At 58.5% G+C, this 24,971-nt stretch carries 25 protein-coding genes, 1 tRNA gene and 1 pseudogene; 14 read left to right on the top strand and 13 right to left on the bottom strand.

Features of this window, described 5'->3' with window-relative positions:
- Positions 1–155: 155 nt before the first annotated feature.
- From NW842_RS05895 to NW842_RS05865, 7 genes are all read right to left on the bottom strand, one after another.
- Positions 156–803, bottom strand: coding sequence for a thermonuclease family protein (locus NW842_RS05895; RefSeq protein WP_414417663.1), 648 nt, complete (start codon positions 801–803; stop codon positions 156–158).
- 450 nt (positions 804–1,253) lie between these two features.
- Positions 1,254–1,727 (bottom strand): YqeG family HAD IIIA-type phosphatase, encoded by a 474-nt coding sequence (locus NW842_RS05890; protein ID WP_414329713.1) that lies wholly within the window; start codon positions 1,725–1,727, stop codon positions 1,254–1,256.
- Positions 1,728–1,738: 11 nt separating this feature from the next.
- Positions 1,739–2,923: an endolytic transglycosylase MltG gene (mltG, locus tag NW842_RS05885; RefSeq protein ID WP_414417662.1), complete on the bottom strand. Its 1,185-nt coding sequence runs from the start codon at positions 2,921–2,923 to the stop codon at positions 1,739–1,741.
- A 102-nt stretch (positions 2,924–3,025) separates the two neighbouring features.
- Entirely contained in the window at positions 3,026–3,787 is a 762-nt protein-coding gene (gene pyrH / locus NW842_RS05880) for a UMP kinase (protein WP_414417661.1), read from the bottom strand.
- A gap of 98 nt (positions 3,788–3,885) precedes the next feature.
- Entirely contained in the window at positions 3,886–4,035 is a 150-nt protein-coding gene (locus tag NW842_RS05875) for a hypothetical protein (protein ID WP_011433860.1), read from the bottom strand.
- 115 nt (positions 4,036–4,150) lie between these two features.
- Positions 4,151–4,486 carry a TMEM165/GDT1 family protein gene (locus NW842_RS05870; RefSeq protein WP_011433859.1) on the bottom strand — a complete coding sequence of 112 codons (336 nt, stop codon included), beginning with the start codon at positions 4,484–4,486 and terminating at the stop codon, positions 4,151–4,153.
- A 57-nt stretch (positions 4,487–4,543) separates the two neighbouring features.
- On the bottom strand, positions 4,544–5,083 hold the full coding sequence (locus NW842_RS05865; protein ID WP_414417660.1) for a TMEM165/GDT1 family protein: 540 nt from the start codon (positions 5,081–5,083) through the stop codon (positions 4,544–4,546).
- Between the two features lie 86 nt (positions 5,084–5,169).
- Between NW842_RS05865 and NW842_RS05860 the strand changes: the two genes are divergently transcribed.
- Positions 5,170–5,242: transfer RNA gene (locus tag NW842_RS05860), tRNA-Ile, on the top strand.
- A gap of 154 nt (positions 5,243–5,396) precedes the next feature.
- On the opposite strand, the gene NW842_RS05855 is transcribed toward NW842_RS05860, so the two are convergent.
- Together NW842_RS05855 and NW842_RS05850 are read right to left on the bottom strand one after the other, a co-directional pair.
- Entirely contained in the window at positions 5,397–6,749 is a 1,353-nt protein-coding gene (locus NW842_RS05855; protein ID WP_414417659.1) for a D-alanyl-D-alanine carboxypeptidase, read from the bottom strand.
- A 51-nt stretch (positions 6,750–6,800) separates the two neighbouring features.
- A complete protein-coding gene (locus tag NW842_RS05850) occupies positions 6,801–7,181 on the bottom strand; it encodes a hypothetical protein (RefSeq protein ID WP_414417658.1) in 381 nt (126 codons plus the stop codon).
- A 356-nt stretch (positions 7,182–7,537) separates the two neighbouring features.
- On the opposite strand from NW842_RS05850, the gene NW842_RS05845 reads away from it, so the two are divergent.
- Both NW842_RS05845 and NW842_RS05840 read left to right on the top strand, forming a co-directional pair.
- Positions 7,538–7,984, top strand: a complete 447-nt coding sequence (locus tag NW842_RS05845) for a Fur family transcriptional regulator (RefSeq protein WP_011433855.1) — start codon at positions 7,538–7,540, stop codon at positions 7,982–7,984.
- A 202-nt stretch (positions 7,985–8,186) separates the two neighbouring features.
- The gene (locus NW842_RS05840; RefSeq protein ID WP_414417657.1) at positions 8,187–10,628 is read left to right on the top strand and encodes a M48 family metalloprotease; all 2,442 of its coding nucleotides are present in this window, start codon (positions 8,187–8,189) and stop codon (positions 10,626–10,628) included.
- Positions 10,629–10,678: 50 nt separating this feature from the next.
- Here the strand turns inward: NW842_RS05840 and NW842_RS05835 are convergent, their stop codons facing one another.
- Positions 10,679–11,122 (bottom strand): phosphomannose isomerase type II C-terminal cupin domain, encoded by a 444-nt coding sequence (locus tag NW842_RS05835; protein WP_011433853.1) that lies wholly within the window; start codon positions 11,120–11,122, stop codon positions 10,679–10,681.
- A 197-nt stretch (positions 11,123–11,319) separates the two neighbouring features.
- Here NW842_RS05835 and NW842_RS05830 point away from each other — a divergent pair, with 197 nt between their 5' ends.
- The 5 genes from NW842_RS05830 to NW842_RS05810 all read left to right on the top strand — a co-directional run bounded on the left by NW842_RS05830 (position 11,320) and on the right by NW842_RS05810 (position 16,362).
- A complete protein-coding gene (locus tag NW842_RS05830; RefSeq protein ID WP_414350989.1) occupies positions 11,320–11,703 on the top strand; it encodes a 2Fe-2S iron-sulfur cluster-binding protein in 384 nt (127 codons plus the stop codon).
- A complete protein-coding gene (locus tag NW842_RS05825) occupies positions 11,703–13,040 on the top strand; it encodes an O-antigen ligase family protein (RefSeq protein ID WP_414417656.1) in 1,338 nt (445 codons plus the stop codon). The genes NW842_RS05830 and NW842_RS05825 overlap by 1 nt, the downstream gene beginning before the upstream one ends.
- Before the next feature lie 122 nt (positions 13,041–13,162).
- Positions 13,163–14,308, top strand: coding sequence for a quinone-dependent dihydroorotate dehydrogenase (locus NW842_RS05820; protein WP_414417655.1), 1,146 nt, complete (start codon positions 13,163–13,165; stop codon positions 14,306–14,308).
- A 31-nt stretch (positions 14,309–14,339) separates the two neighbouring features.
- Positions 14,340–15,227 carry a photosystem I biogenesis protein BtpA gene (btpA, locus tag NW842_RS05815; protein WP_414329797.1) on the top strand — a complete coding sequence of 296 codons (888 nt, stop codon included), beginning with the start codon at positions 14,340–14,342 and terminating at the stop codon, positions 15,225–15,227.
- A 52-nt stretch (positions 15,228–15,279) separates the two neighbouring features.
- Positions 15,280–16,362, top strand: a complete 1,083-nt coding sequence (locus NW842_RS05810; RefSeq protein ID WP_414417654.1) for a diguanylate cyclase — start codon at positions 15,280–15,282, stop codon at positions 16,360–16,362.
- On the opposite strand, the gene NW842_RS05805 is transcribed toward NW842_RS05810, so the two are convergent.
- Both NW842_RS05805 and mutL read right to left on the bottom strand, forming a co-directional pair.
- Entirely contained in the window at positions 16,338–17,189 is an 852-nt protein-coding gene (locus NW842_RS05805; RefSeq protein ID WP_414417653.1) for a vitamin K epoxide reductase family protein, read from the bottom strand. The genes NW842_RS05810 and NW842_RS05805 overlap by 25 nt on opposite strands.
- 36 nt (positions 17,190–17,225) lie before the next feature.
- Complete coding sequence (gene mutL, locus NW842_RS05800) at positions 17,226–18,962, bottom strand: DNA mismatch repair endonuclease MutL (RefSeq protein WP_414417652.1); 1,737 nt, start codon at positions 18,960–18,962, stop codon at positions 17,226–17,228.
- 269 nt (positions 18,963–19,231) lie between these two features.
- Here mutL and NW842_RS05795 point away from each other — a divergent pair.
- The 6 genes and pseudogenes from NW842_RS05795 to pxcA all read left to right on the top strand — a co-directional run.
- Positions 19,232–19,426, top strand: a pseudogene (locus NW842_RS05795) (PKHD-type hydroxylase); the annotation flags it as partial.
- Between the two features lie 294 nt (positions 19,427–19,720).
- A complete protein-coding gene (locus tag NW842_RS05790) occupies positions 19,721–20,125 on the top strand; it encodes a universal stress protein (protein ID WP_011433838.1) in 405 nt (134 codons plus the stop codon).
- Positions 20,126–20,419: 294 nt separating this feature from the next.
- Positions 20,420–20,776, top strand: coding sequence for a ferredoxin-thioredoxin reductase catalytic domain-containing protein (locus NW842_RS05785; RefSeq protein ID WP_414357690.1), 357 nt, complete (start codon positions 20,420–20,422; stop codon positions 20,774–20,776).
- Between the two features lie 120 nt (positions 20,777–20,896).
- On the top strand, positions 20,897–21,013 hold the full coding sequence (locus tag NW842_RS05780) for a photosystem II reaction center X protein (protein WP_414417651.1): 117 nt from the start codon (positions 20,897–20,899) through the stop codon (positions 21,011–21,013).
- A gap of 225 nt (positions 21,014–21,238) precedes the next feature.
- Complete coding sequence (locus tag NW842_RS05775) at positions 21,239–22,642, top strand: glycosyltransferase (protein WP_414398428.1); 1,404 nt, start codon at positions 21,239–21,241, stop codon at positions 22,640–22,642.
- 180 nt (positions 22,643–22,822) lie between these two features.
- The gene (pxcA, locus tag NW842_RS05770; RefSeq protein ID WP_414417650.1) at positions 22,823–24,205 is read left to right on the top strand and encodes a proton extrusion protein PcxA; all 1,383 of its coding nucleotides are present in this window, start codon (positions 22,823–22,825) and stop codon (positions 24,203–24,205) included.
- Positions 24,206–24,368: 163 nt separating this feature from the next.
- Here pxcA and NW842_RS05765 read toward each other — a convergent pair whose 3' ends face one another.
- Positions 24,369–24,959, bottom strand: a complete 591-nt coding sequence (locus NW842_RS05765; RefSeq protein WP_414417649.1) for a DUF721 domain-containing protein — start codon at positions 24,957–24,959, stop codon at positions 24,369–24,371.
- Positions 24,960–24,971: the final 12 nt, after the last annotated feature.

The raw sequence follows: 24,971 nt of genomic DNA, 5'->3' as shown, positions 1-24,971 counted from the left end.
GTAGTAATCCGTACTGAACATATTATACATTATTTTCAGTATAGTTGAGCTTATTATTGACTAGAGTCATGCTCTCACCGACCGGCGGAAGATGGCTGTTGAGATTATTCTCAACAAACAGGCCGGCAATTCCAGCTCTGGGTTTGGCTTGGTCTCTAGCGAGGGCCGTAGGTTGTCCAATAGCCGCGTCCTTGTCTTTTGGCTGCATCGGCAGCTTCAGTAAGAATGGGGCCGTACTTCAAGCTATCGGTTTGTGGCGACAACAGGCCATGCCCCAAAAACAGCATTTCCTGGTTGATGAGGGTATTGGCTTGCCAAACGTAGGCAGGCAAGGTGGGAGCAGGGGCTAGGGCAGGATCCAACTCCAAAAACACCTCACGTCCCAGCAGAGCAGTCTGCAGATATTGGCCAGCATTGTAAACTGCCAGAGGGGTTTGTCCGCGCAACTCCGTCCAGTTGGGGTTGATCGGGTCAGGCAAGGGATCGATCCCAATTAGTTGCACCAGCCGCAAATTCAAGTCTCCTTCAAGCTGGACAACCAGGGTGTTGTAGTTGACCACCCGAACCACGGCTGCACGTTTGAGGTCGCGCAGATCTGGACGCGCCACCAATGTTAAAGCCCAACCGGGCAATGTCGAGAATATCAAAGGCAAGGCCAGAAAGCTGCCCAGCTTGATCAGGCTCCGTCCATTGGATGCCAGCAGGGATCTGGAGCGGGGGGAAGTCGGAGCAGAACGCAGGGATTTTTGCAGCATGGACTTTAGCCGTTGCATGGCGGACTTGACGATAGGGATGGTTCGCATGCTTGACCTTTGGATCTCACACCGCCCTCACACCGCCGCCTACTGGGCTTCAACGCGGGATCCGGCTCACCTGCCGTCACTCTACAAAAAATTGGGGCAGATGGGTCAGGTCTGGAAAATCTCTCTCGATTTTTGTCTTGATTTTTAGATGTGCTAACCATCCGGTCAGCAGTTGTCAGCGCTGACAACCTGTGGTTGGTCATTTCGATTCAAACTGGGACACTGTACCCACACCTAAAACATGCATGAAACATGCATGGGGCCACAGGGCTTTTCTCAGCTGCCCAGGCGTCTCACCCTAAACTGAACTGACTAAGTCCTTCCGAGCAGCAGGATTGTCTTTTGGTCTTCTCTCTTTGCGAAGGAAAGGGGGAGTGCTTGGAAACCTTTTCAATTCAGTTTGAAACAATTACAGTTGTCCAACTCTCAAATCTCTCAAAAGCGCAGCCCCTAGAGGGTAGCAGGGTTCTTTTCGACTGCTTCGGACAAGAGGGAGTTGACCAGCACGGTTACCAACCCCAGTCGATTGCCCGCCAAAATATCCGTCAACAGGCGGTCTCCCACCATAGCCACTGCTTCTACCGGCAAGCCCATCTGGGCTACGGCCCGCCGCAAGGCCCGCCGTGAGGGTTTCCCAGCGCGGTGAATGTAGGGCAGGTTCAGGCTTTCTCCGATTTGTTGGATGCGGCTGCGATTGAGGTTGTTGCTCACCAGCCAAATTTGAAAGTGCGGACGCAACTGCTCCAGCCAAGCAGCCACAGCGGGATCCACCTCAACCTGTCGGCTCGGCACCAGTGTACCGTCTACGTCAAAGATGATGCCTTTTACCTGCCAGGCCCACAGGTCTTCTGCCCGCAACTTTAAGACAGTGCCGGCCACCACCAGATCCGGTTGCAGGAGCTTGAACCAAGGTTTGTGTACCATCCGCTCCTCGGCTAAGGACTTGGTTGAGGACTATGGTGGGATCCCTGGGCAGCTTGCCGACGCTCTTGAATAATTTGCAATTGGGCTGCCTCGTGCTCTGCTAGGGTTTTGCTGAAAATGTGAGTGCCATCGTAGCGGGCCACGAAGTAGAGATAGTCGGTCTGCTCAGGCTGCAAAACGGCTTTTAGGCTGGCCAAGCCCGGGCTGGCGATGGGGCCGGGGGGCAAACCCGGGTTGAGGTAGGTGTTGTAGGGAGAGGGGGTACGCACCTCCGCAAGGGTGAGGCGGCGATCTGGGGTTTGCCGGATATTCAAGGCATATTCCACCGTCGGATCGGCTCCCAGGGGGATCCCTTTCTTAAGCCGGTTCAGAAAGACACCTGCAATCAAAGCGCGTTCTTCCGGCACCACGGCCTCCCGCTCCACAATGCTGGCCAGGGTAACCCACTCGTGCAGAGACAGGGAAGTGGTGTGCTGGCGAAACAGGGGCAGGGCCACCGCGACAAATCGCTGCAGCATGGCGTCGACCACCATCTGGGCCTTTTCCCGATCCGGCAGGGATCCCTCCACCTGTTCGATGGGGAAAAGATAGGTGTCTGGGAACAGGTAGCCTTCTAGAGAGCTCAAGTGGGGGGGCAGCCAATCGAGGGGGGGAATCACCCGGGTCACGGCAATGAAGGCATCGGCTGCCAGCCAGTTGCGCTGGGCCAGAGCCTCTGCCATTTGCTCGATGCGCCAACCCTCCGGGATGGTCAGCCGTCTTTGCAGGATCCTTCCCTGCCGCAGTTGCTGGGCCACGGCCAGCATGTCCTGGTTGGGATCCAAAGCGTAGGTGCCCGCCTGAAACACCCAGTCGCGCCCGAAGGTACGGCTCCACAGCTCCCAAGCCAGAGCGGAGCGAATTACCCCTGCTTGGCGCAGTTTTTGCCCGATCAGACGGCTGCTGCTGCCCGGCTGGATCACCACCTGGATCGGTTCTGAACCGCCCACCGGCTGGAGCCAGGTCTGCCACTGCCAGTAGCCCAATCCCCCGACCAGAACCAACAGGAAAATCAAGCTCTGCAAAAGACGCCGACCCCAGCGTTCGCGTAAGCGTTGCGTAGCAACATGGGGTGACCTGGGTATAGCGCCTTGGGCAGCAGAGCATTTGGGCAAGACGGGATCCTTTTGGGCCGAATGCTGAACCTGATCTGTCATTGCCTTTCCCTCCAAACGGCCTGAGCACACCCTTGAGCCAGGCTATCCTTCGGACTCAATCCTGGCTAGGGCGTCGCCGGACTCTCAAGGCCGATTTCCCCCCTAACTTGGGATCAACTCTCCTGGGCTGGGGATCCCGTTGTTCTCGACCGTCCGCTGTCCGATCCAAGTGCCGATGGGTTCTCCCTGCACCACTCGATAAATATTGCCAGGGGTAGTCAGGTCAAAGACCACGATGGGCAATTGATTTTCCTTGCAGAGGGCGATGGCGGTGCTGTCCATAACCCGCAGATCGCGGTTCAGCACATCCTGATAGCTGAGGACATCGTAGCGGCGGGCCTGAGGGTGAGTCTTGGGATCCGCATCATAAACTCCGTCCACCTTGGTGGCTTTGAAAATCACCTCGGCATCGATCTCCGCCGCCCGCAAGGCCGCAGTGGTATCGGTGGTGAAGAAGGGGTTGCCAGATCCTGCCCCAAAAATCACCACCCGCCCCTTTTCCAGGTGACGAATGGCGCGGCGACGAATATAGGGCTCCGCCACCTCTTGCATGGCGATGGCCGTCTGCACTCGGGTAGGGATCCCGGCTCGCTCAATGGCATCCTGCAGGGTTAAGGCGTTGATGACGGTGGCCAGCATCCCTACGTAGTCGGCAGAAGCCTGATCCATCCCTTGGGCAGCCGCCTCTTTGCGCCCGCGCCAGATGTTACCCCCTCCCACCACAATCGCCACCTGCACACCGGCCTGCACCACCGAGGCCACTTCGCCGGCAATGGACTTCAAGACCTCGGGGTCGATCCCGTAGGGGCGCTCCCCCATCAGGGCTTCACCACTCAACTTCAGTAGAATCCGTCGATATTTCATGCTTATCCGCTCCGGCCCACCCCTGCATACGATAGCAGGTTTGTTGAACTAGCTCCGCTCACAGGATTGACCGACAGAGCATCTCGACAAAAACAACCTTACTGCTGTTCTTCGCCAGCGCTGGCCTCGTTGTCGCGGGGGGCAGAACGGAAGCGGCGGCCATTGCGAGCACGACTTTTTTGGAACTGTTTGGCATATTCGCGGTTGCGCTCGGCTTTTTCCCGCTTCAGATTGCGTTTTTTGGCCATGCTGGTTTTCCTGACCGGTTGTCCGGACTCAAGTGAAGGTCCTCAGTTTGAAGTGTCAAAGTGAGGCGCTCTTAATCCTATCACGCTTTGCCGAAGCCATCCTGAAGCCCTCTGCTCAGCCGGCTATGGGCAGGGATCCCCACAACAAGACTAGGCCCATCACAACAAACCCCACGCCTGCCAGGGTTTTGATCCAGCGAGGTGGGATCAGGCGGGCCACCCAAGCTCCTGCCCACACCCCAATTAGGCTGGTGCTGATCAAAGCAGCAGCAGCGCCCAAAAAGATTACCCCAGCGTTTTGCGAGCGGGCACTGAGGAGCAGGGTCGCCAATTGGGTTTTATCGCCCATTTCGGCCAGCAGAATCGAGCCAAAGCTCACTAGGGCGGCCCGTCCGGCCATTTGCCGCAGCAAAAAAGACGGGGTTCGGCTGTCGTTGTCTTGGATCAACACGTTCCTCGGTTGTTCTCCACTCTGTCCTGCCGGGTTGGCATCGGCTGCTCAGGGAGGCTAGCCCTCTGGGAGCTTGTTCCCCCGCCACTCCTGCCATAATACATAGCCCCCGATCATCAGGAACCCTGCACCCGCCAACCATTGTAGCCAGCCCGGGGGAATGACTTGGCCCAGACCTTCTCCCAGCACCACGCTGAAAAAACTGGCGGTCACCAAGGCACCGGCGGAACCGAAAAAGATCGCCCAAGGAGATTGGGATTGGGCACTCATGAGCAAGGTTGCCAACTGGGTTTTGTCGCCCATTTCCGCCACAAACACGGTTAAAAAAGTAACAAACCAGAGTTGCAGCGGGGATCCCTCTGGGAGATTGCCGTCGGAAGAGGGGGGGGTAGTGAGGGGCAGTGCCGTCGGAGGCCCAGTACTGGGGGCGGTAGACAAAGCCAAACTCTCCCCGGCAGGCTGGAAATCCACAGCGGATCCATCCCCGTAGAGATAGTGCTGCCCAACGGCCAAGAAGCCAAAACAGAGAGCCGAGGACAAGGCAATCAGCCCCAAGCCCAGGGCCATTTGCCCCTGCCAAGAACGCGGCGCAGCCATGGCGTCAGATCCTAACCACCGACATGCAGCTTATCCTGTTTTCAGCCGCTTCTGGAGGAGACAAGGGCGCTAGAGTAAAAGAATCAGGGGCGTTGGCCGAGCGGTTTAGGCAGCAAACTCATAATTTGCCTTACACAGGTTCGATCCCTGTACGCCCCATCGGGAATTGCTGGACGAGGTTTCTGGGTTGAGGGCTGTTGACAGCGAGCCAAGTCGATCTCAATTCCCAAACTGGGAGGGCGGACATAGGACTGCGTTCCGCTAACGCGACCGAGGTCACTCTGGGCTGAGAGAGAACCGGTTGGGCACAGTTTCAAAGACGCGGGTTCAGCTCTGTGCGGGATCCCGTATCCCCAGAGCGAGGGATCCAACGCTCAGGCAAGGTGGTGGGGGATCCCCATTGGGACTGGAGCTGGCTGAGGAATTGTCCCTGCTGGGTGCGAAAGCCGACCAGATCGGATCCGCCATTCATCAGGGCAAACCAAATGTCCCCCTGCGCGGTTGGCAGTACACCCGCCAAGGTGCTGACGCTCCTCAGGGTGCCCGACTTGGCGATCAAGATCCCCGGTAACAGCCGCCGTTCCAACACTCCCACATCTTGGCCGACGACGGCAAAAGCATCGGCAAGAGAGAGCCCCTGCTCCTCCAGAAGAGACTGGATGGCTTGAAGCATAGCTACATTGGCCCGCGGCGAAATGCGGTTTTCCACCCCCAACCCGGAGCCGTTGATCAGTTGCAGCTCTTCTGCCGGGATCCCGGCGATGGCCCGGGCGATTTGGGCCACTTGGTCAGCACCCCCCACTGCATCGGCCAACATCTCGGCCATGGAGTTGTTGCTGTAGAGGTTCATCAGCTTGACCAAGTGAATGAGGGGGGGGGACTCATGTCTGAGCAAAACCTGAGCGCCGGGCGGGATCTGCTGGGCAACCCGCACCGAACCCAAGATCTCCACCTGCGGTCTGGGTGTGCCGGGGGGTAAGGTTTGAAATTGGGCCTCCGCCTCTGGCGGCCAGCGCCGCGCATCCAGCCCCTGCCGCAACAGGGATCCCGATTGCGCCACATCCCGGGAAAAGTTCATGTAAAAGCGGCCCACCACCACCAGATCCCCGCGCACCTGGCGGATCCCATAGGCATTGAGCAGGTTGCCGACGGAGAAGGCTTCCTCCCAGACGAACAAGGGATCCTCCCCCCCCAGAACCCAGAGATCCCCCTGTAGAACTCCCTCAGCAGTTAAGGGGCCAGTGGCCAGCCAGGTGGTAACAAAGCGGTGCTGCGGGCCAAAGTGCTGCAAAGCGGCCAGGGTCGTTGCCACCTTGGTCAAAGAAGCAGCCGGCAAGGGTGTGGATCCCTGATGCTGTCCCAAAACAAGGATTCTGTCCCGCTGAGGCGAAGGATCCTCCATCTGCAGCCAAACCCCCTGAGCCGCGGGCGAAAACCCCCGACCGGCCAACTGAGCCAGATAAGTTTCCACCTGAGGTTGCAGGGATCCCTGCTCCGTCGCCTGGGAATGGGGAGACAAACCCAGCAACAGAATTGCCGCCGAGAGCAGCCCAACCCAGCTCGAAACCAGCCGCCTACCGGGCCAGCCCCACAGATGTCGTTCGTGCCGTGGCGTCAGCGTTGCGGAGCAACAGTGTTGTGTAGCACCATGGGGTGCCGCAGGCATAGCACTTTTCACGGAAAACACCCTCTAAACATCCCGGCAACCGAGGGGGCATCAGCTCGTCAATTCCCAGCCACCCTCTTCCACAGGCTCTACATCGATGGTGCCGGGGGGCGTTTGCCGATAAAAACGTCCGTCTGCAACAAACAGCGGCTCTCCACAATTGGGGCAAAAGAAATGGCTGCCCTCAATGGCTTGCGATTCTGACCCACACACCGGGCAGCGATCCGTCGTGATCCAGCGGCGCGCCCACCAGCGAAAGGCCAGGAGCACCAACACCGGCAAGGACAGCAAAAACAGCAACAGAGCCACCAATCCGGCGACCAGCCACCCCAGCCCGATACTGGTCAGCAAAGCTGCCAACGCCAGGGATCCCAGCCAGAACCCCCAGCCACCCAGAGAAATGGAATAGGTTTTGGGCTGCTCAAACCGCATTTTCGTTTTCCCTTCCCGATCACTACGCTTGCCAACGCTGTCAGGATGCCGCGGGCCTTTTCTTGAGTATGTTAGCCTAGGCGCGCCCGAACACCAGAAACAGTCCGCCACATGGCTCTGCTCTGTAGGCTAGCTCATCCCGGATGGATGAGGGATTGGGTTTCCCGCACCCTTCCCGAGGCTCTCCCGGCAGCCCATGCGCCTCAGTTGCGTCCCTGTTCTATTGGGCCTGAACTGAGCCTGAACGATGTCTTCAGCAACCAAGTCGGGTGGTGTCGTCATAAATGAAGTTATTATCAATTACAGAACTTATTGACTGTTACGGCGACGTTGCCCAACAGCGGAGGGGCGGCATCATGGTCTACACCGAAGAGGCGTTCAAGGCAGAGCTCAATGCCAAAGGCTGGCGAGCCACTCGGCAGCGGGAGATCATCCTGCAAACGTTTCAAAACTTGCCTGAGGGCACGCATCTAAGCGCGGAGGAGTTGCACAAAAAGTTGCGGGAAGAAGGCCACAACATTAGCCTTTCCACCATTTACCGCACCGTCAAGCTGATGTCCCGCATGGGCATTTTGCGAGAACTGGAACTGACCGAAGGGCACAAACATTACGAGATCAACCAGCCGGCCCCCCACCACCACCACCATCTGGTGTGCGTCAAGACCAACAAGGTGATCGAGTTCAAAAACAACGCCATTCTTAACATCACCCAGAAGGTGGCAGAAAAGTACGGTTTCAAAGTGTTGGACTGCCAGCTCACCATTATTGGTATCAGCCCAGAAGGGCAGCGCTCGATTTTGTAGCCAAAAATTCCCAAAGCTCAGGTTCTCATGCTTTCCCAGAAGGGGAACTGTACTGGGCTGGTAGGAGGATGGGGATCCCGTCAACGGGAGGAAATGCCAGAATAGCTCCCGTGAGGCCAATCGGCAGTCGGCAACCGAGGCAACAGTTGAATGGTTGATGAATAGTTGATCTTCTTCACCCCACTAGATCCGGGAGAGGGCCATGAACGAACAGGAAGTGGTGCAGTGGCTGGAGCAGGCGCTGGCCAATCCCCGCCTTAGGTTACAGGCCAAAGCCCAACCGCTCCGGGACAGCCCCAAGGCTTATGCCCTTGTCATTATGATCAACCGTCCTGCCGGCCTTGCTCTCAACTATGAGGAGTTGACGGCCTGGTTCCAGAAGGCGATTCCCACTCGCTACCCCCAAGTCAAACGGTTGGCCCTCTACAGCCGCCCCATGGGCCAGCAGGCTGCCGACTGGAAAACTCAGGTGAGGCTGGATCCGGAGCCGGCGACAGACAAGGTGGATCCCGGTCGTGTTAGCAGTGCAGAGCACTTTACCGCTACGCGACCCTCTCGCGAACCCGTCAGTGGGACGGAGTCCCCGGAGAGTCCGGATCTAAGCCGCCACTGCTTTGTCAGCAATCGCCAGTTGCTTACCGCCGACCTTCCTCAGCCGCCTGGTTTGCTCCGCCAGGCGGTTTTGGGTTTTCACGGCCTCACTTCTGGGCAAAAGCAGGAGGTTCTGCCCCTCCTGCCCACCTTGTTTCGCAATCCCAGCGCCGTCTCGACGGTGATGTTATCGGTGGAAGCGGCCTTGTGGCTGGAGCCTCTGAAAAGCCTGAATCCTCACGAGCTGCGTCTACTGAGCGTTTGGCTGAGCCGCTATTGCTTCAACCCCAGCCGCACCCTAGCGGAATTGGATCCCGCCACCTCAGGTCTCAAAACCGGACAAACCAAGCGCAGCTACCGCGCCCCTCAGGTGGGGGTTTCGCTAATGTTGGCCAGCTTTGCCGGCAACCTGACGGCGGCCTCAGGTGTGACCCTGAGCCTGCTGTTCGGTATGGTGTTTGTGCTTTTCCTGACCGTCTTGGGCAGCTTAGAGGGGGGATTCTCTCTGGGCTCTTTCATCTTCGCCATTCTGCTCACCCTCGCCTTCAATGCCCTGATCTTCTTTTTGTCCCCTTGGCTGATGGACTGGATCCAGCACAGCCTCTATGGCACCGAGTGGGTAAGCTTGGCGGAAATTGGGCGTCGCAGCCCAGAGAGTGCAGAGGTGATTCAACGGGTTTGCCGCCAGTACAAGCTGAAGCAGCCGAAGCTGGGGCTGATCCGCGACCAAAACCCCACTGCTTTTACCTACGGCAGCCTGCCGGATACGGCCCGCATCGTCGTCAGCGAAGGGTTGTTCACCTACTTGGAAGATGAAGAGGTGGCTACGGTCTATGCCCACGAGCTGGGGCATGTGATCCACTGGGATTTCGCCGTCATGACCCTGGCTTCCACGTTGGTGCAGATTCTCTACCTTCTTTACGTCTACATGCGGGATGCGCGCGACAACGGCAAAAGGGGCAGCCTCCGCTCCCTGGCCTTGGTCGCCTACTTTTTCTACGTGGCTGGCTCCTATTTATTGCTCTATCTGTCGCGGGTGCGGGAGTACTTTGCCGATCACTTTGCCGCCGAAACCACCGGCAACCCCAATGGGCTCTCGCGGGCTTTGGTGAAAATTGCCTACGGCATTGTGCAAGAGGGAGAGCGGGAGCGGGATGAGGAAACCCGACAGCGCAGTGCTCGCCTGCTGGAAGGAACGCGGGCTTTGGGGATCTACGATGCCAAGGCGGCTGTTACGGCGGGGACGGCCTACCGGGTTGCCTCGGATCCCGGCCAGGTGGGCAGGGTATTTTTGTGGGATCTGTTTAACCCTTGGGCCTGGTGGATGGAGCTGAACTCCACCCATCCCCTCACGGGCAAACGGGTGCGGGCGCTGTGCACCTATGCGGAGCAACTGGATCTGCCGGTGGAGTTCGATATGGCCAGCGTGGTTGCCCAGGGCAAGCAGCTCAACCGGCAACAGCTCTACGGGAACTTTCTGCTGGATATACTGCTGTTGAACGCCGAGTGGCTGGGGGCGATTGTGGGGGCGCTGCTCGGGATCCCGGCCTTGCAGGTGGGCTTCTATGAAATGTTTGCCGGGCTGACCCTGATGGGGGTGGGCTTGGGCCTGCTGCTGAAGATGACAGTGATGTACCCCAGCTTAGAAAACCCGCCAGCGTTGACCGTGTTGAAGGCCATGAGCAATCCCTACGCCAGCCCCTTGCGCGGGTTGCCGATGCAGTTGGAGGGGCGGGTGATCGGGCGGGGGGATCCGGGCTATCGCTTCGGCTCCGATCTCAAGTTCCAGGATGAGACAGGGATGATCTTCCTGCGCTATGCTTCCCGCTTTGGGCCGCTGGGCAACTTCCTGTTTGGAGCGCGCCAGGCAGGGGGGGTAATCGGCCAAGAGGGATCCGCGGTGGGGTGGTTCCGACGAGGGGTGGCCCCTTACCTGGATCTGGCCCGCTTTCAAAGCCGCCATGGCCAGCTCATCACCAGCTACCATCCCTTCTGGCAGGCTATGTGGGCTGTGCTGTTGTTAGTGGTTGCCCTGCTGGTGATGCTGTTCTAGAGGATCGCGATCCTCAGCAGCGAAGAGCTCGCCTAGGCCATTGGGATTGGCTACTTTTGCCCACCGTTAACCCGGGCGTAGTCGTCGCTGAAGCGGACAATGTCGTCTTCGCCCAAGTACTGGCCGTTTTGCACCTCGATAATCACCAGAGGGATGACGCCAGGGTTCTCCAGGCGATGCTTGGTGCAAGGGGGCACGTAGGTGGATTGGTTGGCCGTGATGAGCTTTTCTTCATCTCCGCAGGTGACCTTGGCGGTGCCGGCAACGACGATCCAGTGTTCGCTGCGATGGTAGTGCAACTGCAGGCTAAGGCGATGCTTGGGCAGCACCACGATCCGCTTGATTTTGTAGCCAGGGCCCTCTTCCAGCACTGTAAAGCTCCCCCAAGGCCGACTTTCAGCATTGCTCTCGATCAGCTTGTTGAGGGTTTCGGCAGAGAGGGAAGGCGAAGGTTTTTCCGGTGAGGCCAGATTGGCATTGGGGGTTTCCAGCATGGGATGCTCTCCTTGGGAGCCCTACCTTTAGCTTATCTCAACAACCAACTCGGGGTCTGTTTGTTTATCTTTAGACCCACCAACAGATCGGCTTCAGCTCCTGGGGATCCCCAGCCGGTTCAGGTTTGGTGGGGTAGTGGTTAAAATCCTGTGGAATCATGAAAAAGATTTCTGCTCTGCAAAAAGGCCACTTCCCCATGCGTTCTTCCTCTTCTGTCCCTTCTTACCCGGTTCACATCCATGACCGCCAACGGGACACTCACTATCTAATCCAGGTGCCGGCGGATCAATACATTTTGGCCAGCGCCGAGGCCCAAGGGATCCAACTGCCCTTTGCCTGTCGCAATGGCGCCTGTACCACCTGTGCGGTGCGGGTACGGCGGGGATCCCTGTATCAGCCGGAGGCAATGGGCATCTCGCGGGAGCTGAAGGAGCAGGGGTATGGGCTGCTGTGCGTGGGCTATGCCCGCTCGGAGCTGTGGGTAGAAACCCAGGATGAGGATGAGGTGTACGAGCTGCAATTTGGGCGTTACTTCGGCCAGGGGCGGGTAAGGCCAGGGATCCCCCTTGAGGATGAGTGATGTCTTCTTCGGCACCGGTTTTGTCTCCCGAGTTGTCGCCGGATCCCTTGCCCTCTCAGCCGAGGGGCTGGCTGCTGGCAGCAGCGGCGCTGATCCCGGTGAATCTGGCCCCCAGCTTACTCTTGGCTTTGGTGGGGACGATCCAGGGTTATACCCGCTATGGTGGGGCGATCCTGCGGGATCCCTTGTTTGGACTGGCGGCTCTCCTGAGCCTGGCGGCAGTGGGAGTGGCTTTTTTGGGGGAAGATTGGCGGCTGAGCCTGCCAGGGATGTTCAACTACTGGCCTTTTTTATTGATGCTGCCGGCCTTTGCCGCTGTTCTGGCCGATCGCGTCAGCGGGACGGAGTCCTTTCGCGTCAGCGGGACGGAGTTCCATCCTGTAGGCCGTCGGCGGTTGGCCCAGGTGTTGGTGCTGGGCAGCGGGCTGATGCTGCTTTTGGGTTGGGGAGAAGTGCTGTGGGGATGGCAGGGGCACTTCTTCTGGGGGCCGGTTTGGATTACGGGGGTTGCCGGGGGAGAGCGACCGGCGGCAGCTTTTACTTCCCCCAATATCCTGGCCATCTACCTGGTGATCCACCTGTGTTTGGCGGCAGGGCTGTGGCTGGATCGAGCCGATAGAGACTGGCCACAGGCAGTAGGGCTGGGAGCTGTGCTGGGGCTGGGATCCCTCTTGTTGCTGCTGACAGCCTCTCGCAACGGCTGGGGAGTGGGGGGGCTGGCGCTGGTGATAGGGCTGGCCCTACGGCGCTGTTGGTGGGGGATCGGGATCTTGGTCGGTCTGGGATTGGCCGGTTTGGCCGCTGCTTGGGATTGGCCGGGCTGGCGGGCTGTTGTGCCCCGATTGATTTGGAGCCGTCTGGCAGACACCTTCGATCCCCAGGCGCTCCATTTTAGTTCCACCGCTAACCGTCTGGATGCCTGGCACTTTGCCCTGCAGATGGCGCGAGAGCGGCCTTTGACGGGCTGGGGCTGGCAGAGCTTTGCCGCCCTTTATAATGCTCAGGAGCCGCCGGAGCTGCTGGGCCATTGCCACAATCTGTACCTACACCTGGCAGCCGAGGGTGGGATCCCGCTGTTGCTGGGCCATCTGATCCTGTGGGGCTGGATTTTGGCGCGGGGATGGCAAGCTTGGCGGCGCTCGCAAGAAAGCGTCCTGTTGGGGATGCTGCTGGCCTTGACGGCATTTTTTGCCTCAGGGCTTTTGGACGTGGTGATGTTGGATGGCCGCATCCACCTGTTGGTAACCTTGCTGTTGGGGGCAGTTTGGGGAGCCAGCCTTGAGCGGCAAAGGGACTCCATCTCCGGCAAAGAGCAAGCCCAGAGAGGTTACCGTTGAGTGCTGCAATGGGATATCCCTTAGCTGGCAGTGAGCCCGGAGTCCATCAGTTGCTCACCGATTTTTGCGACGCGGAAGCAAGCTACAGCCAAGGGGCAGTTTACCTGTAGAGGGTCTTTGCGGTGAACCTGTACCGAGATGTGTTGTGGCCTCTGCTTTTTTCTGGGCTGAGAGCCGACCCGGAAGCGGTCAAGATGGGCTTGCTGCGCGCCTTGCACTGGATCGATACCACCCAGGCCACCGGGATCCTATCGGCTCTGGAGCGACTGTTTTGCTACCGGGATCCCCGGCTATCGGTGTCGCTGTGGGGCCTTACCTTTCCCAATCCCCTTGGATTGGCTGCGGGCTTCGACAAAGATGGCCTGGCTCTGGGCGTCTGGCCCAGCCTGGGGTTTGGTTTTGTAGAGGTGGGCACCGTCACTCCTCAGCCCCAACCGGGCAACCCCAAACCTCGCCTGTTTCAACTGCCCCAAGATCGCGCTGCCCTCAATCGCATGGGCTTTAACAATCAAGGGGCGGCGGCTCTGGCGGAACGGTTGCGCCGGCTACAGCAACGTCCCATCCCCATTGGAATTAACCTGGGCAAAGCCAAAATCACCCCCCTGGAAGAAGCAGCTGCCGATTACCTGGCCAGCTTCCGGCTGCTCCAGGAGCTGGGGGACTACTTTGTGGTCAACGTCAGCTCCCCCAACACGCCGGGGCTGCGATCCCTGCAGGCTGCTGAGCAACTGGAGCCCATCCTATCTGCCTTACAGCGGGAAAATCAGAAGCGAAAACCCCTCCTGGTGAAGATCGCTCCCGATCTGGACTGGCCCGACATCGACAGCATCCTGGAGCTGGCCCAAGACCATCAACTGGCCGGGATTGTGGCCACCAACACCACCCTGCGCCGCGATAACCTGAAAACCCGTTTCCTGCCTGGCCACGGGATCCCCTTCGCACCAGCGGAGTCTAGGCCAATCCTTGCAGAAGCCGGCGGGATCAGCGGTGCCCCCTTGCGGGAGCGTTCCACCCAAGTCATCCGCTACATCCACCGCTCCACCCAAGGAAAATTGCCCATCATCGGAGTGGGGGGCATCTTCACCTTGGCCGACGCCTTGGAGAAACTGGAAGCGGGAGCCAGCCTGCTGCAGGTCTACACCGGCTGGGTTTACGAAGGGCCGGGGATGGTGCCGCAATTGCTCCGAGGCCTAGCCCGCTCTTCTCCCCCCAGCCCTGATGTTACACTTCCCCCAGAGAATACCCCTGTGGGTCAGATCCAGGCGTAAGATCGTTAGGGATCCCTGAGGAAGCTTGCCGGTGAACCTGCTGCAACACCTCTTCAAAACCCCCCATCCGGTCATTGGGGTGGTTCATTTGTTGCCGCTGCCCACCTCACCCCGTTGGGGGGGGGACTTGGAATGGGTGATCGCTCAGGCAGAACAGGCGGCTACCGCCCTGGCTGCAGGGGGAGTAGATGGGATCCTCGTCGAGAACTTTTACGATGCCCCCTTTGCCAAGGATCGGGTGGACGCAGCGGTGGTCAGCGCCATGACCGTCATCGTCCAGCGGCTGAAAACCTTGGTCTCGCTGCCGGTCGGGATCAACGTCTTGCGCAACGATGGCTGCAGTGCTCTGGCAATTGCCGCCTGCGTGGGGGCGCAGTTCATCCGGGTGAATGTGCTCTGCGGGGCGATGGTGACCGACCAAGGCATTATCGAGGGGAATGCCTACCGCCTGCTGCGCTATCGCCGGGAGCTGGGGGCTAACATCAAGATTTTCGCCGATGTGCTGGTGAAACACGCCCAACCCCTAGGTCCCATCAGTCTGGATGCGGCCATCACCGACACGGTGGAACGTGGCCTGGCCGATGCCATCATCCTTTCCGGCTGGGCCACCGGCAAGCCACCCCTGCTCGAGGAGCTGGAGCTGGCCCGCAAAGTTGCTCCTCAGGTGCCGCTGCTCATCGGCTCGGGGGCTACTGCTGAAAACATCGGCAGCCTGATCCGGCGGGCAGATGGAGTAATTGTGGCCAGTTCTCTGAAGCGGTCTTCCCGTTCCGCAGGCATGCCGGCAGGCTATTCGGATCCCTTTCCCATGATCGACCCGATTCGGGTGCGGCAGTTTGTGGAAGCACTGCACCTTGCGCTCCGTGAGCGGGCCTCCAACCATGCTTGTCTGGCCGCTCCCGGTTCTGGTTCCAACTAGCTGTTGGCGCTAAGATTGGGATCCGACTACAATGGGCGATTCCTCTTTAGCTATGCCATCCCTTGATCTGGAGGGCTTGGATTCTGCGTACCACCCTTCTGGTTCAGCAGAAGAAACCTTTTGGAGCTCTGTTCCGGCCCGGACTCCCCGCATTTGGGTTGTCGATGATGACCCAGTAGTCCGTCGCTATATTGTCGATGCTCTCACAGGCTCCCAGTACCACGTGGAAAGCTGGGAAAGCGGCCGAGCAGCTTGGGATCCCTTGCAAAGCTTGGAAGAGAGCGAGTGGCCCGACATGGTGATCTGCGACTGGGTCATGCCTGAGATGTCGGGGGTAGAGTTCTGTCGCCGTCTCAAGGGATCCGCCGCAGGGCAGTTTGTCTATTTCATTTTGCTCACGTCCCGTTCTGAAGTTGAGGCTCGGGTAGAGGGGCTGGATGCGGGGGCGGATGAATTCATCACCAAGCCGGTCGATCCCGAGGAGCTGCGGGCGCGGGTGCGGGCAGGGTTACGTCTCCAGCGGCTCACCCAAGCTTTGGCCCAGGCCAACCGGCAATTGCGAGCCCGCAATGAGTTGTTGGAGTCTTTGTCTTTGACGGATCCCTTGACCGGGGCGTTGAACCGGCGAGCTCTGGATCAGGCGCTGCCCCATTTGCTCAAGCAGGTGGGAGCCCGCGGGGAAGCTCGCTACCGCTATCTCTGCCTGCTGATGATGGATGTAGATCACTTTAAGCAAATCAACGACAGCCACGGCCACTACATTGGCGACTGTGTGCTGCAGGCCATCGTCGGGCGGCTGCAAAATCAACTGCGGCCCTCCAGCCTGCTCTACCGCTATGGTGGGGAAGAATTTGTTTGCCTTACGCCCGGACTTAGCCCCTCTCGCTGTGGTCGCTACGCAGAGTCTCTGCGGCAGGCTATCGCCAAACGGCCCATTGACATCTCCCCCAAGCGCAGCCTGCCGGTTACCCTCAGCATTGGTGGGATCGTGCTCAGCGAAGACTACCGCCTGGAGCCGGAAGCTGCCTTGCAGCAGGCGGATAGCGCGCTCTACCAGGCCAAGCAGGCAGGGCGCAACCGAGTTCACATCCTCATCCCGACTCCAGGGGTTTATCTGCCCTCTTCCAGCGGATAGCCAGAGGCCACCGCCAAGGCTTCCAGAGAGCGAACGCCTGTGTAGGTGCGGCCATTGATGATCCAGGTGGGATAGCTGGTGATCCCCGCTTCTGTGCATTCTTGAGCCTGTGGAGTGCCGGGGCCGTTGGGGGAGCACTCCACGTAGGGCACTTGCTCAAAAGCCGATCCGAACAGCTCCTTTTGGTCTTGACAATGGGGGCACCAATAGGCCCCGTACATAGTGCCGCCGATCTGCCGCAGGTGGGCTGCTAACCCTACCGCCAGGGGGCTAGGCGGGGGAACTTGGTTGGCGTACACCCCAATCGTGGTCACCAACGTGAGAAAGGCCACCAGAATGTAGCTGAAGGCCAGCTTGCCCCAATCCAACCAGCGGTGGCCCAGCACGGTCACCAGCCCCAGCCCCGCCACCAAGATAATCGCGGTGGTGCAATACATGCAGAATTGCCGCAGCACCGCCACCATCAGGTAAAGCATGTACATCTCAAAGGCGGTCATGGCGGAAACCAAGCCAAACAGGGCCGGCCAGCGCCACCGCTTCACCAGTGGGAGCCCATCCGGCAGCACCGCCAGCGCCAAGACTCCCAAAAATCCCAACAGGCCAACAGCCGCGGTCGGGATCCCCAAAAACTCTGCCCAACGGCTGGAGAGTACCAGGTCACACCCTCCATCCCCAGTGCAGAAGGCGGCGGGCTGCTCCGTCAGCTTGGTGTAGGTGAGATAGGCCGTCAGCAGGGATCCCAGGCCGGCCAAGATCGCCAAGATCAGACGGGAATGGCGCTGCAGCCAGGTCTCTTCTTGGGCTTTGAGTTTGAGATAAGAAGCCATGGAGTTTCAGGGGTTTCAGCAGTTGGACACCCCCGATTATAGTGGGGTGGAGCTGGGCTCGTCCGTGGGATCCGACGCAGAAGAGCGCACCTGGGCGGCAAACCTGTCTCCCAGCGGATCCAGCTCCCATAGGGATCCCAGTTTGGAGTCGGAGATAGGCCGGTCGCAGAGGCCCCAACGGCGGCGGAAGTAACGGGCCAGATCTTTTTCTGCCAGGGCCAGGTAGACCGGGCGACCATGAGGGCAAGTGTGGGGATTGGCGGTGCGCTGCCAGGCTTCCAACAGCTTTTGCATCTGCTCCAGGGTCAGCGGGATCCCATTGCGCAAGGCCCCTCGACAGGCCACTGTTACCTGGGCTGCCTGCAAATCTTGACAACCACTGAGCTCCAGCAGGGATCCCTGTACCTCCTCTGGATCTTCCGATGCCAAGGCCAGAGGAATGCGTCGGATGAGATAGGTATTGGGGCCGAAGGGTTCTGGCTCCAGCCCCAACTGCTCCAACCGCTCCAGGGCTTGGGGCGACAGTCCTTGCAGCGTTACGGGCATCTCCGGTGCCACCAGTTGCCAGTGCTGCTGGATGTACTCGTAGCGAACTCGCTCGTGGGCCAGGTGTTGCTCCACCAGCCATAACCCCTGGGGGTGCTCTGCCAAGATGTAGGTCCGATGCAGTTGGGCCAGCGCCTTGAGGGGGGGCAGGAGAGAAGTTGGGCGGTCAGAGGGAGGAAAACGGCTCTGGAGATCGGGCGAGACTCGATAGACCACCTTGGCCTCGCTGGCCCGGATCAGATGCACAGAGCGGCGGCTGGCTTGCCCGGATCCCAATTGCAGAAGGGAGTGCAGGTGTTGGCGCAACTGCTCCTGGCGGGCCGTCAGATTCTCCAGGTAGAGCTCGCTTTTGGCAGGATGACGGTTCCAATCCACCTGCTCTGGGGGCAGGCGCAGGTGAACAACCACCAGTGGATGACGGTGGCGAGGCAACGCGTGGTGAAAAACCGACTGGATCAGCCGTTGCCAGTCGGGCATCTGCACAAACCGTCCGTTTACGGCCACACGGATCCAATCGGGGTGGGGGCGATGCAGGCGATCCGGCAGGCCCAGCACCACTTCCCAATCGCTATCCCCATCCTGGATCCGCCGATAGCGCAGATCCGTGGGATCCAACTGCGGCAACACCTGCAGCAGCAGATCTTGCAGAGATTTTCCCGGCCAGAGGCTGAGCAGCAATTGCCCTTCCTGATGCACCTGCCAACTGACCCAGGGATGGGCTAGGGCTGCATTCTGCACCAGTGTCAGGAGCGGGCGAGTTTGGGGCAAGGCCCGACGGCGCAGAGGCCAGTCGGCAAACAAATCCGCAACCGTGACCACCGTTCCCAAGGCAGTGGCTGCCGGCTGCTTGTGGATCAGCTCCCCCTGTCGGTCGTAGGCGGCCAGCCAGCCGTGAGCATCGTCAGCGTGGCGGGTTTGGATAGCCAGGGATCCCAAGCGGGCCAGGCTGTGCAGGGCTTCCCCACGAAACCCTAGGCTGCGACCGTCCAACTTGCTGGTGGTGTGGCGACGGGCCACCTGCTCCAGTTCCGAAGCCGGGATCCCGTGGCCGTTATCCCCCACCCGCACCTGCCAGCGAGTCGGCCAGATCTCCACTTGAATGCGGGTGGCCTGGGCATCGAGGGCATTTTCCAGCAATTCCCGCAAGGCTGCCCCCAGAGAGTCGATCACCTCTCCTGCCGCCATACGGGCAATCCGTTCCGGGGTCAGGGGTTGGATCTGGAACATGACACCCATCCTGCCAATCTGAGGGTCGGGGGCCAACAGAGCCTTAGCTTAACCTTCTCTTGCGGTTTCTGCGGCGGGCAACAGGAGCCTTGCACGCTCTAACCGGTTGAGGTCTGCAGAGGGGGGAAGTGCGCTCGATTTTCCGCTGGCCATTTCTACCGATTCGTTCCAAAGAGGCAATCAAAGCCAGATAAGATTTACATAGGAATAACTTTCATGCTACTGAGGATTTGGCCTCTTCATGATTTTTTGGGTTTCCAGAATATTTTTTGTGTATTGGCAATGTTCTCAACACGGCAGAACTGCAGCAAACTTTGAGCCTTTTATCAGATGCAGATTTTGTGGATGGTGCCCTGACAGCGAGTTGGAATGCCAGGTTTGTCAAAAACAATAGGCAACTGCCCGAGGGATCCCTGCAGCAACAGCAGATCCAGGAGACCATTTCTGCAGCTCTAGATCCCAATTGCCGTTTAGCTTGATCTGCGAAGTGGCCCAACGGCAGGAACTGCGTAAACCCCAGCCAAGCACAGCTTCAAAAGGTCGGGCTTTCCCATGAGCAGTATGCAGGGCGTCTTCTACTGCTTATCCAAAAGGGCTCCCGTTTCCGGTTGATGCCAAGCGGCTAAGGTCGAGCCCCTCACAATAGGAAAATGGGCTGGGATCCTTCAGCCCCCGGCAAAGTTGGTAGAATAAAGTCAGCCTTCGCCTTGAACTTGAATTTGGATAGGGACTGGGGTCGACCGTTGGGATCCTCGGCTATGTTCGACAAACTGCTCTTTCCCATCGATAACTCGCGTGAAACCAGCCACGCCTTGCCCTTGGTGGCGGACATAGCACAGCGCTACAAGAGCCAAGTGTATTTGCTTTCTGTGCTGGATGATACGGAGCTTGACCCGGAGCGAGCCGAGCAAGCTCGGCAAAACATCCACAACCTGCTTAAGCAAACGGAGTCCGGCCTGCATCAAATCGGCCTCAGCAACGTCAAGAGTGAGTATCGAGAGGGGAAGGTGCCTTTTGTCATCTGTGATGTGGCAGACGAGCTGGAGATCAGCCTGATCGTGATGGGCTGCCGTGGCCTCACCCTGTCTGGAGAGGGGCAGAACAACTCTGTAAGCCACCGCGTGATCGATCTCTCCCCCTGCCCAGTGTTGGTCGTGCCCTGAGGAGAGGGATCCCATTAACGGTATTCTATAGGGTACGCCAAGGCTGGCTCTTGCTACGGCGCCTGGATGTTGCCATGTGTAACAGCAAGGCCGTGATTTTTTGTCTTGCCTGGAGGTCTGCAGTACAACGAAGAGCAAGATACAGCTTTTTCCGACGTTGTGGGAGGTCTGTAGAGTCAGTCAGGAGCATCCCGGCCCCGCATACGTTTGTACCGACTTCAGGAAGTGTCGCCGGAAAAAGCTGTGAGCCCTATTGCTAGCAACAGCCGGTTAGTTCCACCTTTGGGAATCGTCATGGAAAGTCGTGGTTACAACAAGTCCTCACAGAAGAGCTTTGAGTTGATGCGGCATTTCGCAGAAACCTACGCCAAACGCTCCGAGACCTTTTTCTGCTCGGATCCGTCCATTACAACGGCGGTGATCGAGGGCTTGGCTCTGCATAAAGAGCAATTGGGCGCCCCGCTGTGTCCCTGTCGTTTTTATGAAGACAAAGAGGCAGAAGCGAAAGCCGGCTACTGGAACTGCCCCTGTGTACCCATGCGGGAGCGAAAGGAATGTCACTGTATGCTGTTCTTAACGCCGGATAACCCCTTTGCGGGCAAGAGCCAGACCTTAGAAGAGGTGCCTCTGGAATACCAAACTACCCAATGACAATGCCCGGCAGAGGACCTGCTGTCGGGCGACAAAGGTAGGCTTTGGAAAGGGGGCAGGGCTCGGTATAATCGAAAAGCTGTTGGGCAACGGTTATTTGCACGAGGAGGAAACGCTTTTATGACTCCCTCACTTGCTAACTTCCTCTGGAGCTTGGTGTACGGCGCAGTGGTGCTGGGTCTTCTCTTCGGCGCCATCATCTTTGTCAGCCAAAGGGATAAAGTGCGTCGTCGCTGAGATCCCTGCTTGTTGGCCCTTGCCCGCCGATGCTTCTCTGTTCCCTGTACTGCTATCGCTGGGTGGGGAGGAGACTGGGGTCCAAGATGTGGCTTCGGTATGCAATCGCCAGGGTGCTTCGCCCTTGGCATCACGGATCCAGCCGGCCTGGGTGACGAATCGATATCGATGCCCCCTTACGACCAAAAGCCGATCTAGCGACACCCTCGGGAGCCCTTGCCAGCGTTGACCCACCCCTTGTATTACTGGCGGCAAAAAAACCGCTACTACCACGAGGATCTGGAGCGGCTGCATCGCTTTTTTGTCCCTGCCGGTTTGCGCATCTTGGAGATTGGTTCCGGCACGGGATCCCTGCTCAATGCCTTGCAGCCCAGCTTCGGGGTGGGGATCGACCGGGATGCGGACATTGTTGCCCAAGCTCAGGCAGAGTTTCCCCATCTCCATTTCCGGGTGCAAGATGCCCACACGCTGGACAAAGGGGATCCCGTCTTGGCGGAGCCTTTTGATGTGATCTTGCTCGTCAATACCCTGGGCTACCTGGCCGACATCCAGCAGGTTCTCCAGCAGTTGCGCCGCTTCTGTACCCCACGCACCCGCCTGATCCTCTCCCACCACAACCCGCTCTGGGAGCCGATTCTGGGCTTGGCAACCGCTCTGAAGCAACGGATGCCTCTGCCGGCAGCCAACTGGTTATCGGCAGCCGATGTGGCCAACCTGCTGCACTTGGCAGGATACGAGGTCATTCAGCAGGGCAAGCGGCTGTTGTTGCCGCGGCGGATCCCGTTCCTTTCGACTGTGATCAACCGGGTGATTGCCCCATTGCCCGGGATCAACGCCCTCTGCCTGACAGAGTACACGATCGCTCGCCTGCAGCCCGACCCTGCCTGGGATCCCCCCCCTGAGCAGCAGCCTTCCTGCACCGTGGTGATTCCGGCTCGGAATGAAGCGGGCAACATCCGCCGCTGCGTGGAACATTTGCCCGAGATGGGATCCCGCACCGAGATCATTTTTGTGGAGGGGCATTCCAGCGACGGGACTTGGGCCGAGATCCAGCGGGTACAGGCGGAATACCAAGGGATCCGCAATATCCGGGCTCTACGGCAGGAGGGCAAGGGCAAGGGGGATGCGGTGCGCAAGGGGCTAGCCGCCGCTACAGGGGATGTGTTGATCATCCTCGATGCCGATTTGACCGTACAGGCAGAGGACCTGCCCAAGTTTTTCCGGGCTGTGGCTTCCGGGCGATGTGATTTTGCCAATGGTTGTCGCCTTATCTATCCCCTGAAACCGGAGGCAATGCCTCGGCTAAACCAATGGGCCAATCGTTTTTTTGCCGCTCTTCTCTCCTACATTCTCGGCATCCGCATCAAAGATTCCCTCTGTGGCACCAAGGCCCTGTGGCGGGAGGATTACCAGCAGATTGCCAAGCTGTGCCAAGAGTGGGGGGATTTCGACCCGTTTGGAGATTTTGACCTGTTGCTGGGATCCGCCAAGCGCACCCTGAAGATCCTGGATATCCCCGTGCGCTATTTCCCCAGAACCTATGGTCGCTCCAACATTCACCATGTGCGAGAGGGGCTGCGGCTGCTGCAGATCTGTGGCTTTGCCCTCAAGCGCTTTAAGGGATACTGAAGTTTGCTCTGACCCAAAGGTGCCGGTCTGTACTTCTGTCGAGGCAGGGCCAGTCTTTGCAAGTACTTCTCCACCGTTGGGATTCCCGCCTAGGCACCCAGGACTCGTTACAATAATTAGTCAATCGGATCACTGTAATGTGTGGATCGGCCCCCATGGGGAGTGCCACGGGAACGAGCAATGGGAGAATCCGTATTGAGCAGGCTGGGCCAATGGATCTCGAATACCCCCCTGCGCTCCCTTGACCAAGCTTATGAGGCTGCCCTGCGCATTAAAGCCATCGAGGATCAATACTTCCAGGGAGGATCCATCGGCAGCAACGGGCAACATGGCCAGAATGTCAGCCGCTACTTTCAAATTCAACTGCGCCGGCAGCTGCGCCAGATCGATCTGCGTTTGGCAGAGTTCAGAGCCAGCAGCGCCCTTTCTCGCCTGCCGGATCCCGAGCAAAATGGCAGTGGCCCTGTTTCTGCCCAAGATAAAGATCAAGAACTCCATGCCGCTGAGGCCAATGTTTCTGAAAGCAGCAGCGAAAACTCCGAGAATGGTTGCCAAAGACGAGATCTTTCCATCTTGGAGAAACTGCAGTTTATCGATCAGGTGACTTCTCGATACAAACGCCCGACCAGAAAATCCCAGCCCATCTCTGCTTCAATTTCCACTTCACCTGAGCCTCTCGAACGGCCAGAACAACCTACCTCAACCCAACCCAGTTCTCCTGATGTCTCTGTCAAGGCAGGCTCCGGCAATGGCGCTGCCCCGGTCGCTTCCAAAGCTGCGATTCTGCCCCGCTCCATTCTGCGCACGGCCAGCCAAATCCGCCGTGAGCTGAGTTCCCAGGCCGAGGAGGAACTGATCCAAGAGTATCGGGAGGCTCGCACTCGCACACTGGTATCGATTCGTTTTCTGTTGTTGTTGGCCGTTTTGCCTCTGCTCACCCAGATCCTCTCGAAAAACTTTCTGTTTGGGCCATTGGTGGATCACTTCCAACAACGGGAGCCTGCCATTGTGGCTCTAAGCCACGAATTCCAAGAAAAAGCCCTGTCAGAGTTCGAGTTTTTCAAGGAAAGAATAGAATTTGAGCGAGCTTTGCACCATCAACCCCCAGAGTGGGATCTGGAATCAGAAGAGCAACTGTCCATGAAGGCAGAGGAACTGCTGAAAAAATATAGCCGTAGGAACTCGGAAGGATTGAAGAATATCCTTGCTGATTTGCTTTCGCTGCTGGTGTTTGGCTGGCTTATCTTTATTGGGCGTGAGGAAATCGAAGTCCTCAAGTCTTTTTTGGATCGTCTGATCTACGGTCTCAGCGATAGTGCCAAGGCTTTCATTATTATTCTCTTTACCGATGTGTTTGTCGGTTATCACTCACCCCACGGCTGGGAGGTGCTGCTGGGTAATTTGGCTGCCCATTTGGGGGTACCGGAGAACCGCGATTTTATCTACGGCTTTATTGCTACTTTTCCGGTTTTCCTAGATACACTTTTTAAGTATTGGATCTTTCGCTATCTAAACCGTGTATCGCCGTCTTCGGTGGCCACCTATCGGGCTATGAACGATTAAGGGTTCGCAGTTGCATTTCAAACTGGGTTGAGACGCTTCCCAAGCGCTCCTTGCCGCTGACGTAACCATCCACAACCTCTCTCAGAGGAAGAAAGAAGTTGGGGATCGACCTGACGAATCGTTTGATTGCCATTTGAAGCAACCGTAATTCGAGTTTCCTGAGTTAGCTGGGCGGGCGCAAGGATTGTCGATGGCAGAACCCACAGACAAACCAACGCTCCAATTCGGCGGCAGGGGTAGGACAGCGGCAGGCGGGGCAAGGGAACAGGTTCTCCTGGGTTTGTTGTTGCTTCACCACTCTGGCCCAGCGCTCGAAAGCCACTTTCGGGTCGGAGGTGGGCTGTTTTGGATTGGGGCTGCGACAGGATCCAGGGCGTTGTCCATCTTGGTCTGCTAGGCGGGGAGCGCCATAAAACTTGCTGGTCAGCTCCGCATCAGGATGGGGGGCAGCCGGGCTGGATCCCTTGTGCCAGGCACCAGAGCTGAAGCGGATATCGCTGAGGGGAGATCGTAGCCGGCTGTTGAGTTTCCTGAGAATGATCTGGCGTTGCAAGGTTAAGTTTTGTGCCCAGGCCGGGGTAGAGGTGGCCACCTGCAGCACCTGTCGGCGCAGGCTGAGAGGATAGGTTTGGGCGGCTACGGCCTCTCCGACGAGTTCGGGCCAGAGCTGCCGCAGGGTTTGCATTTGCTTCAGTTCAGCCCAACGGGGATGGCTGCCAAAGCTTCCCAGTACCTCATCTAACCGCTGCAACATGGTGTCGATAGG

The sequence above is a fragment of the Synechococcus sp. R55.4 genome, from assembly GCF_047461935.1.
Taxonomy (GTDB): domain Bacteria; phylum Cyanobacteriota; class Cyanobacteriia; order Thermostichales; family Thermostichaceae; genus Thermostichus.
Note: the sequence above shows the minus strand (reverse complement) of the source record. Positions and strands in the feature narration are given on the sequence as shown.

Excerpts from the sequence above, each read along its gene's own strand:
- NW842_RS05895 (WP_414417663.1), bottom strand. The coding sequence starts at position 803 with ATGCGAACCATCCCTATCGTCAAGTCCGCCATGCAACGGCTAAAGTCC.
- NW842_RS05890 (WP_414329713.1), bottom strand. The coding sequence starts at position 1,727 with ATGGTACACAAACCTTGGTTCAAGCTCCTGCAACCGGATCTGGTGGTG.
- mltG (WP_414417662.1), bottom strand. The coding sequence starts at position 2,923 with ATGACAGATCAGGTTCAGCATTCGGCCCAAAAGGATCCCGTCTTGCCC.
- pyrH (WP_414417661.1), bottom strand. The coding sequence starts at position 3,787 with ATGAAATATCGACGGATTCTACTGAAGTTGAGTGGTGAAGCCCTGATG.
- NW842_RS05875 (WP_011433860.1), bottom strand. The coding sequence starts at position 4,035 with ATGGCCAAAAAACGCAATCTGAAGCGGGAAAAAGCCGAGCGCAACCGC.
- NW842_RS05865 (WP_414417660.1), bottom strand. The coding sequence starts at position 5,083 with ATGGCTGCGCCGCGTTCTTGGCAGGGGCAAATGGCCCTGGGCTTGGGG.
- NW842_RS05855 (WP_414417659.1), bottom strand. The coding sequence starts at position 6,749 with ATGCCTGCGGCACCCCATGGTGCTACACAACACTGTTGCTCCGCAACG.
- NW842_RS05850 (WP_414417658.1), bottom strand. The coding sequence starts at position 7,181 with ATGCGGTTTGAGCAGCCCAAAACCTATTCCATTTCTCTGGGTGGCTGG.
- NW842_RS05845 (WP_011433855.1), top strand. The coding sequence starts at position 7,538 with ATGGTCTACACCGAAGAGGCGTTCAAGGCAGAGCTCAATGCCAAAGGC.
- NW842_RS05840 (WP_414417657.1), top strand. The coding sequence starts at position 8,187 with ATGAACGAACAGGAAGTGGTGCAGTGGCTGGAGCAGGCGCTGGCCAAT.
- NW842_RS05835 (WP_011433853.1), bottom strand. The coding sequence starts at position 11,122 with ATGCTGGAAACCCCCAATGCCAATCTGGCCTCACCGGAAAAACCTTCG.
- NW842_RS05830 (WP_414350989.1), top strand. The coding sequence starts at position 11,320 with ATGCGTTCTTCCTCTTCTGTCCCTTCTTACCCGGTTCACATCCATGAC.
- NW842_RS05825 (WP_414417656.1), top strand. The coding sequence starts at position 11,703 with ATGTCTTCTTCGGCACCGGTTTTGTCTCCCGAGTTGTCGCCGGATCCC.
- NW842_RS05810 (WP_414417654.1), top strand. The coding sequence starts at position 15,280 with ATGCCATCCCTTGATCTGGAGGGCTTGGATTCTGCGTACCACCCTTCT.
- NW842_RS05805 (WP_414417653.1), bottom strand. The coding sequence starts at position 17,189 with ATGGCTTCTTATCTCAAACTCAAAGCCCAAGAAGAGACCTGGCTGCAG.
- mutL (WP_414417652.1), bottom strand. The coding sequence starts at position 18,962 with ATGTTCCAGATCCAACCCCTGACCCCGGAACGGATTGCCCGTATGGCG.
- NW842_RS05790 (WP_011433838.1), top strand. The coding sequence starts at position 19,721 with ATGTTCGACAAACTGCTCTTTCCCATCGATAACTCGCGTGAAACCAGC.
- NW842_RS05785 (WP_414357690.1), top strand. The coding sequence starts at position 20,420 with ATGGAAAGTCGTGGTTACAACAAGTCCTCACAGAAGAGCTTTGAGTTG.
- NW842_RS05780 (WP_414417651.1), top strand. The coding sequence starts at position 20,897 with ATGACTCCCTCACTTGCTAACTTCCTCTGGAGCTTGGTGTACGGCGCA.
- pxcA (WP_414417650.1), top strand. The coding sequence starts at position 22,823 with ATGGGAGAATCCGTATTGAGCAGGCTGGGCCAATGGATCTCGAATACC.
- NW842_RS05765 (WP_414417649.1), bottom strand. The coding sequence starts at position 24,959 with ATGTTGCAGCGGTTAGATGAGGTACTGGGAAGCTTTGGCAGCCATCCC.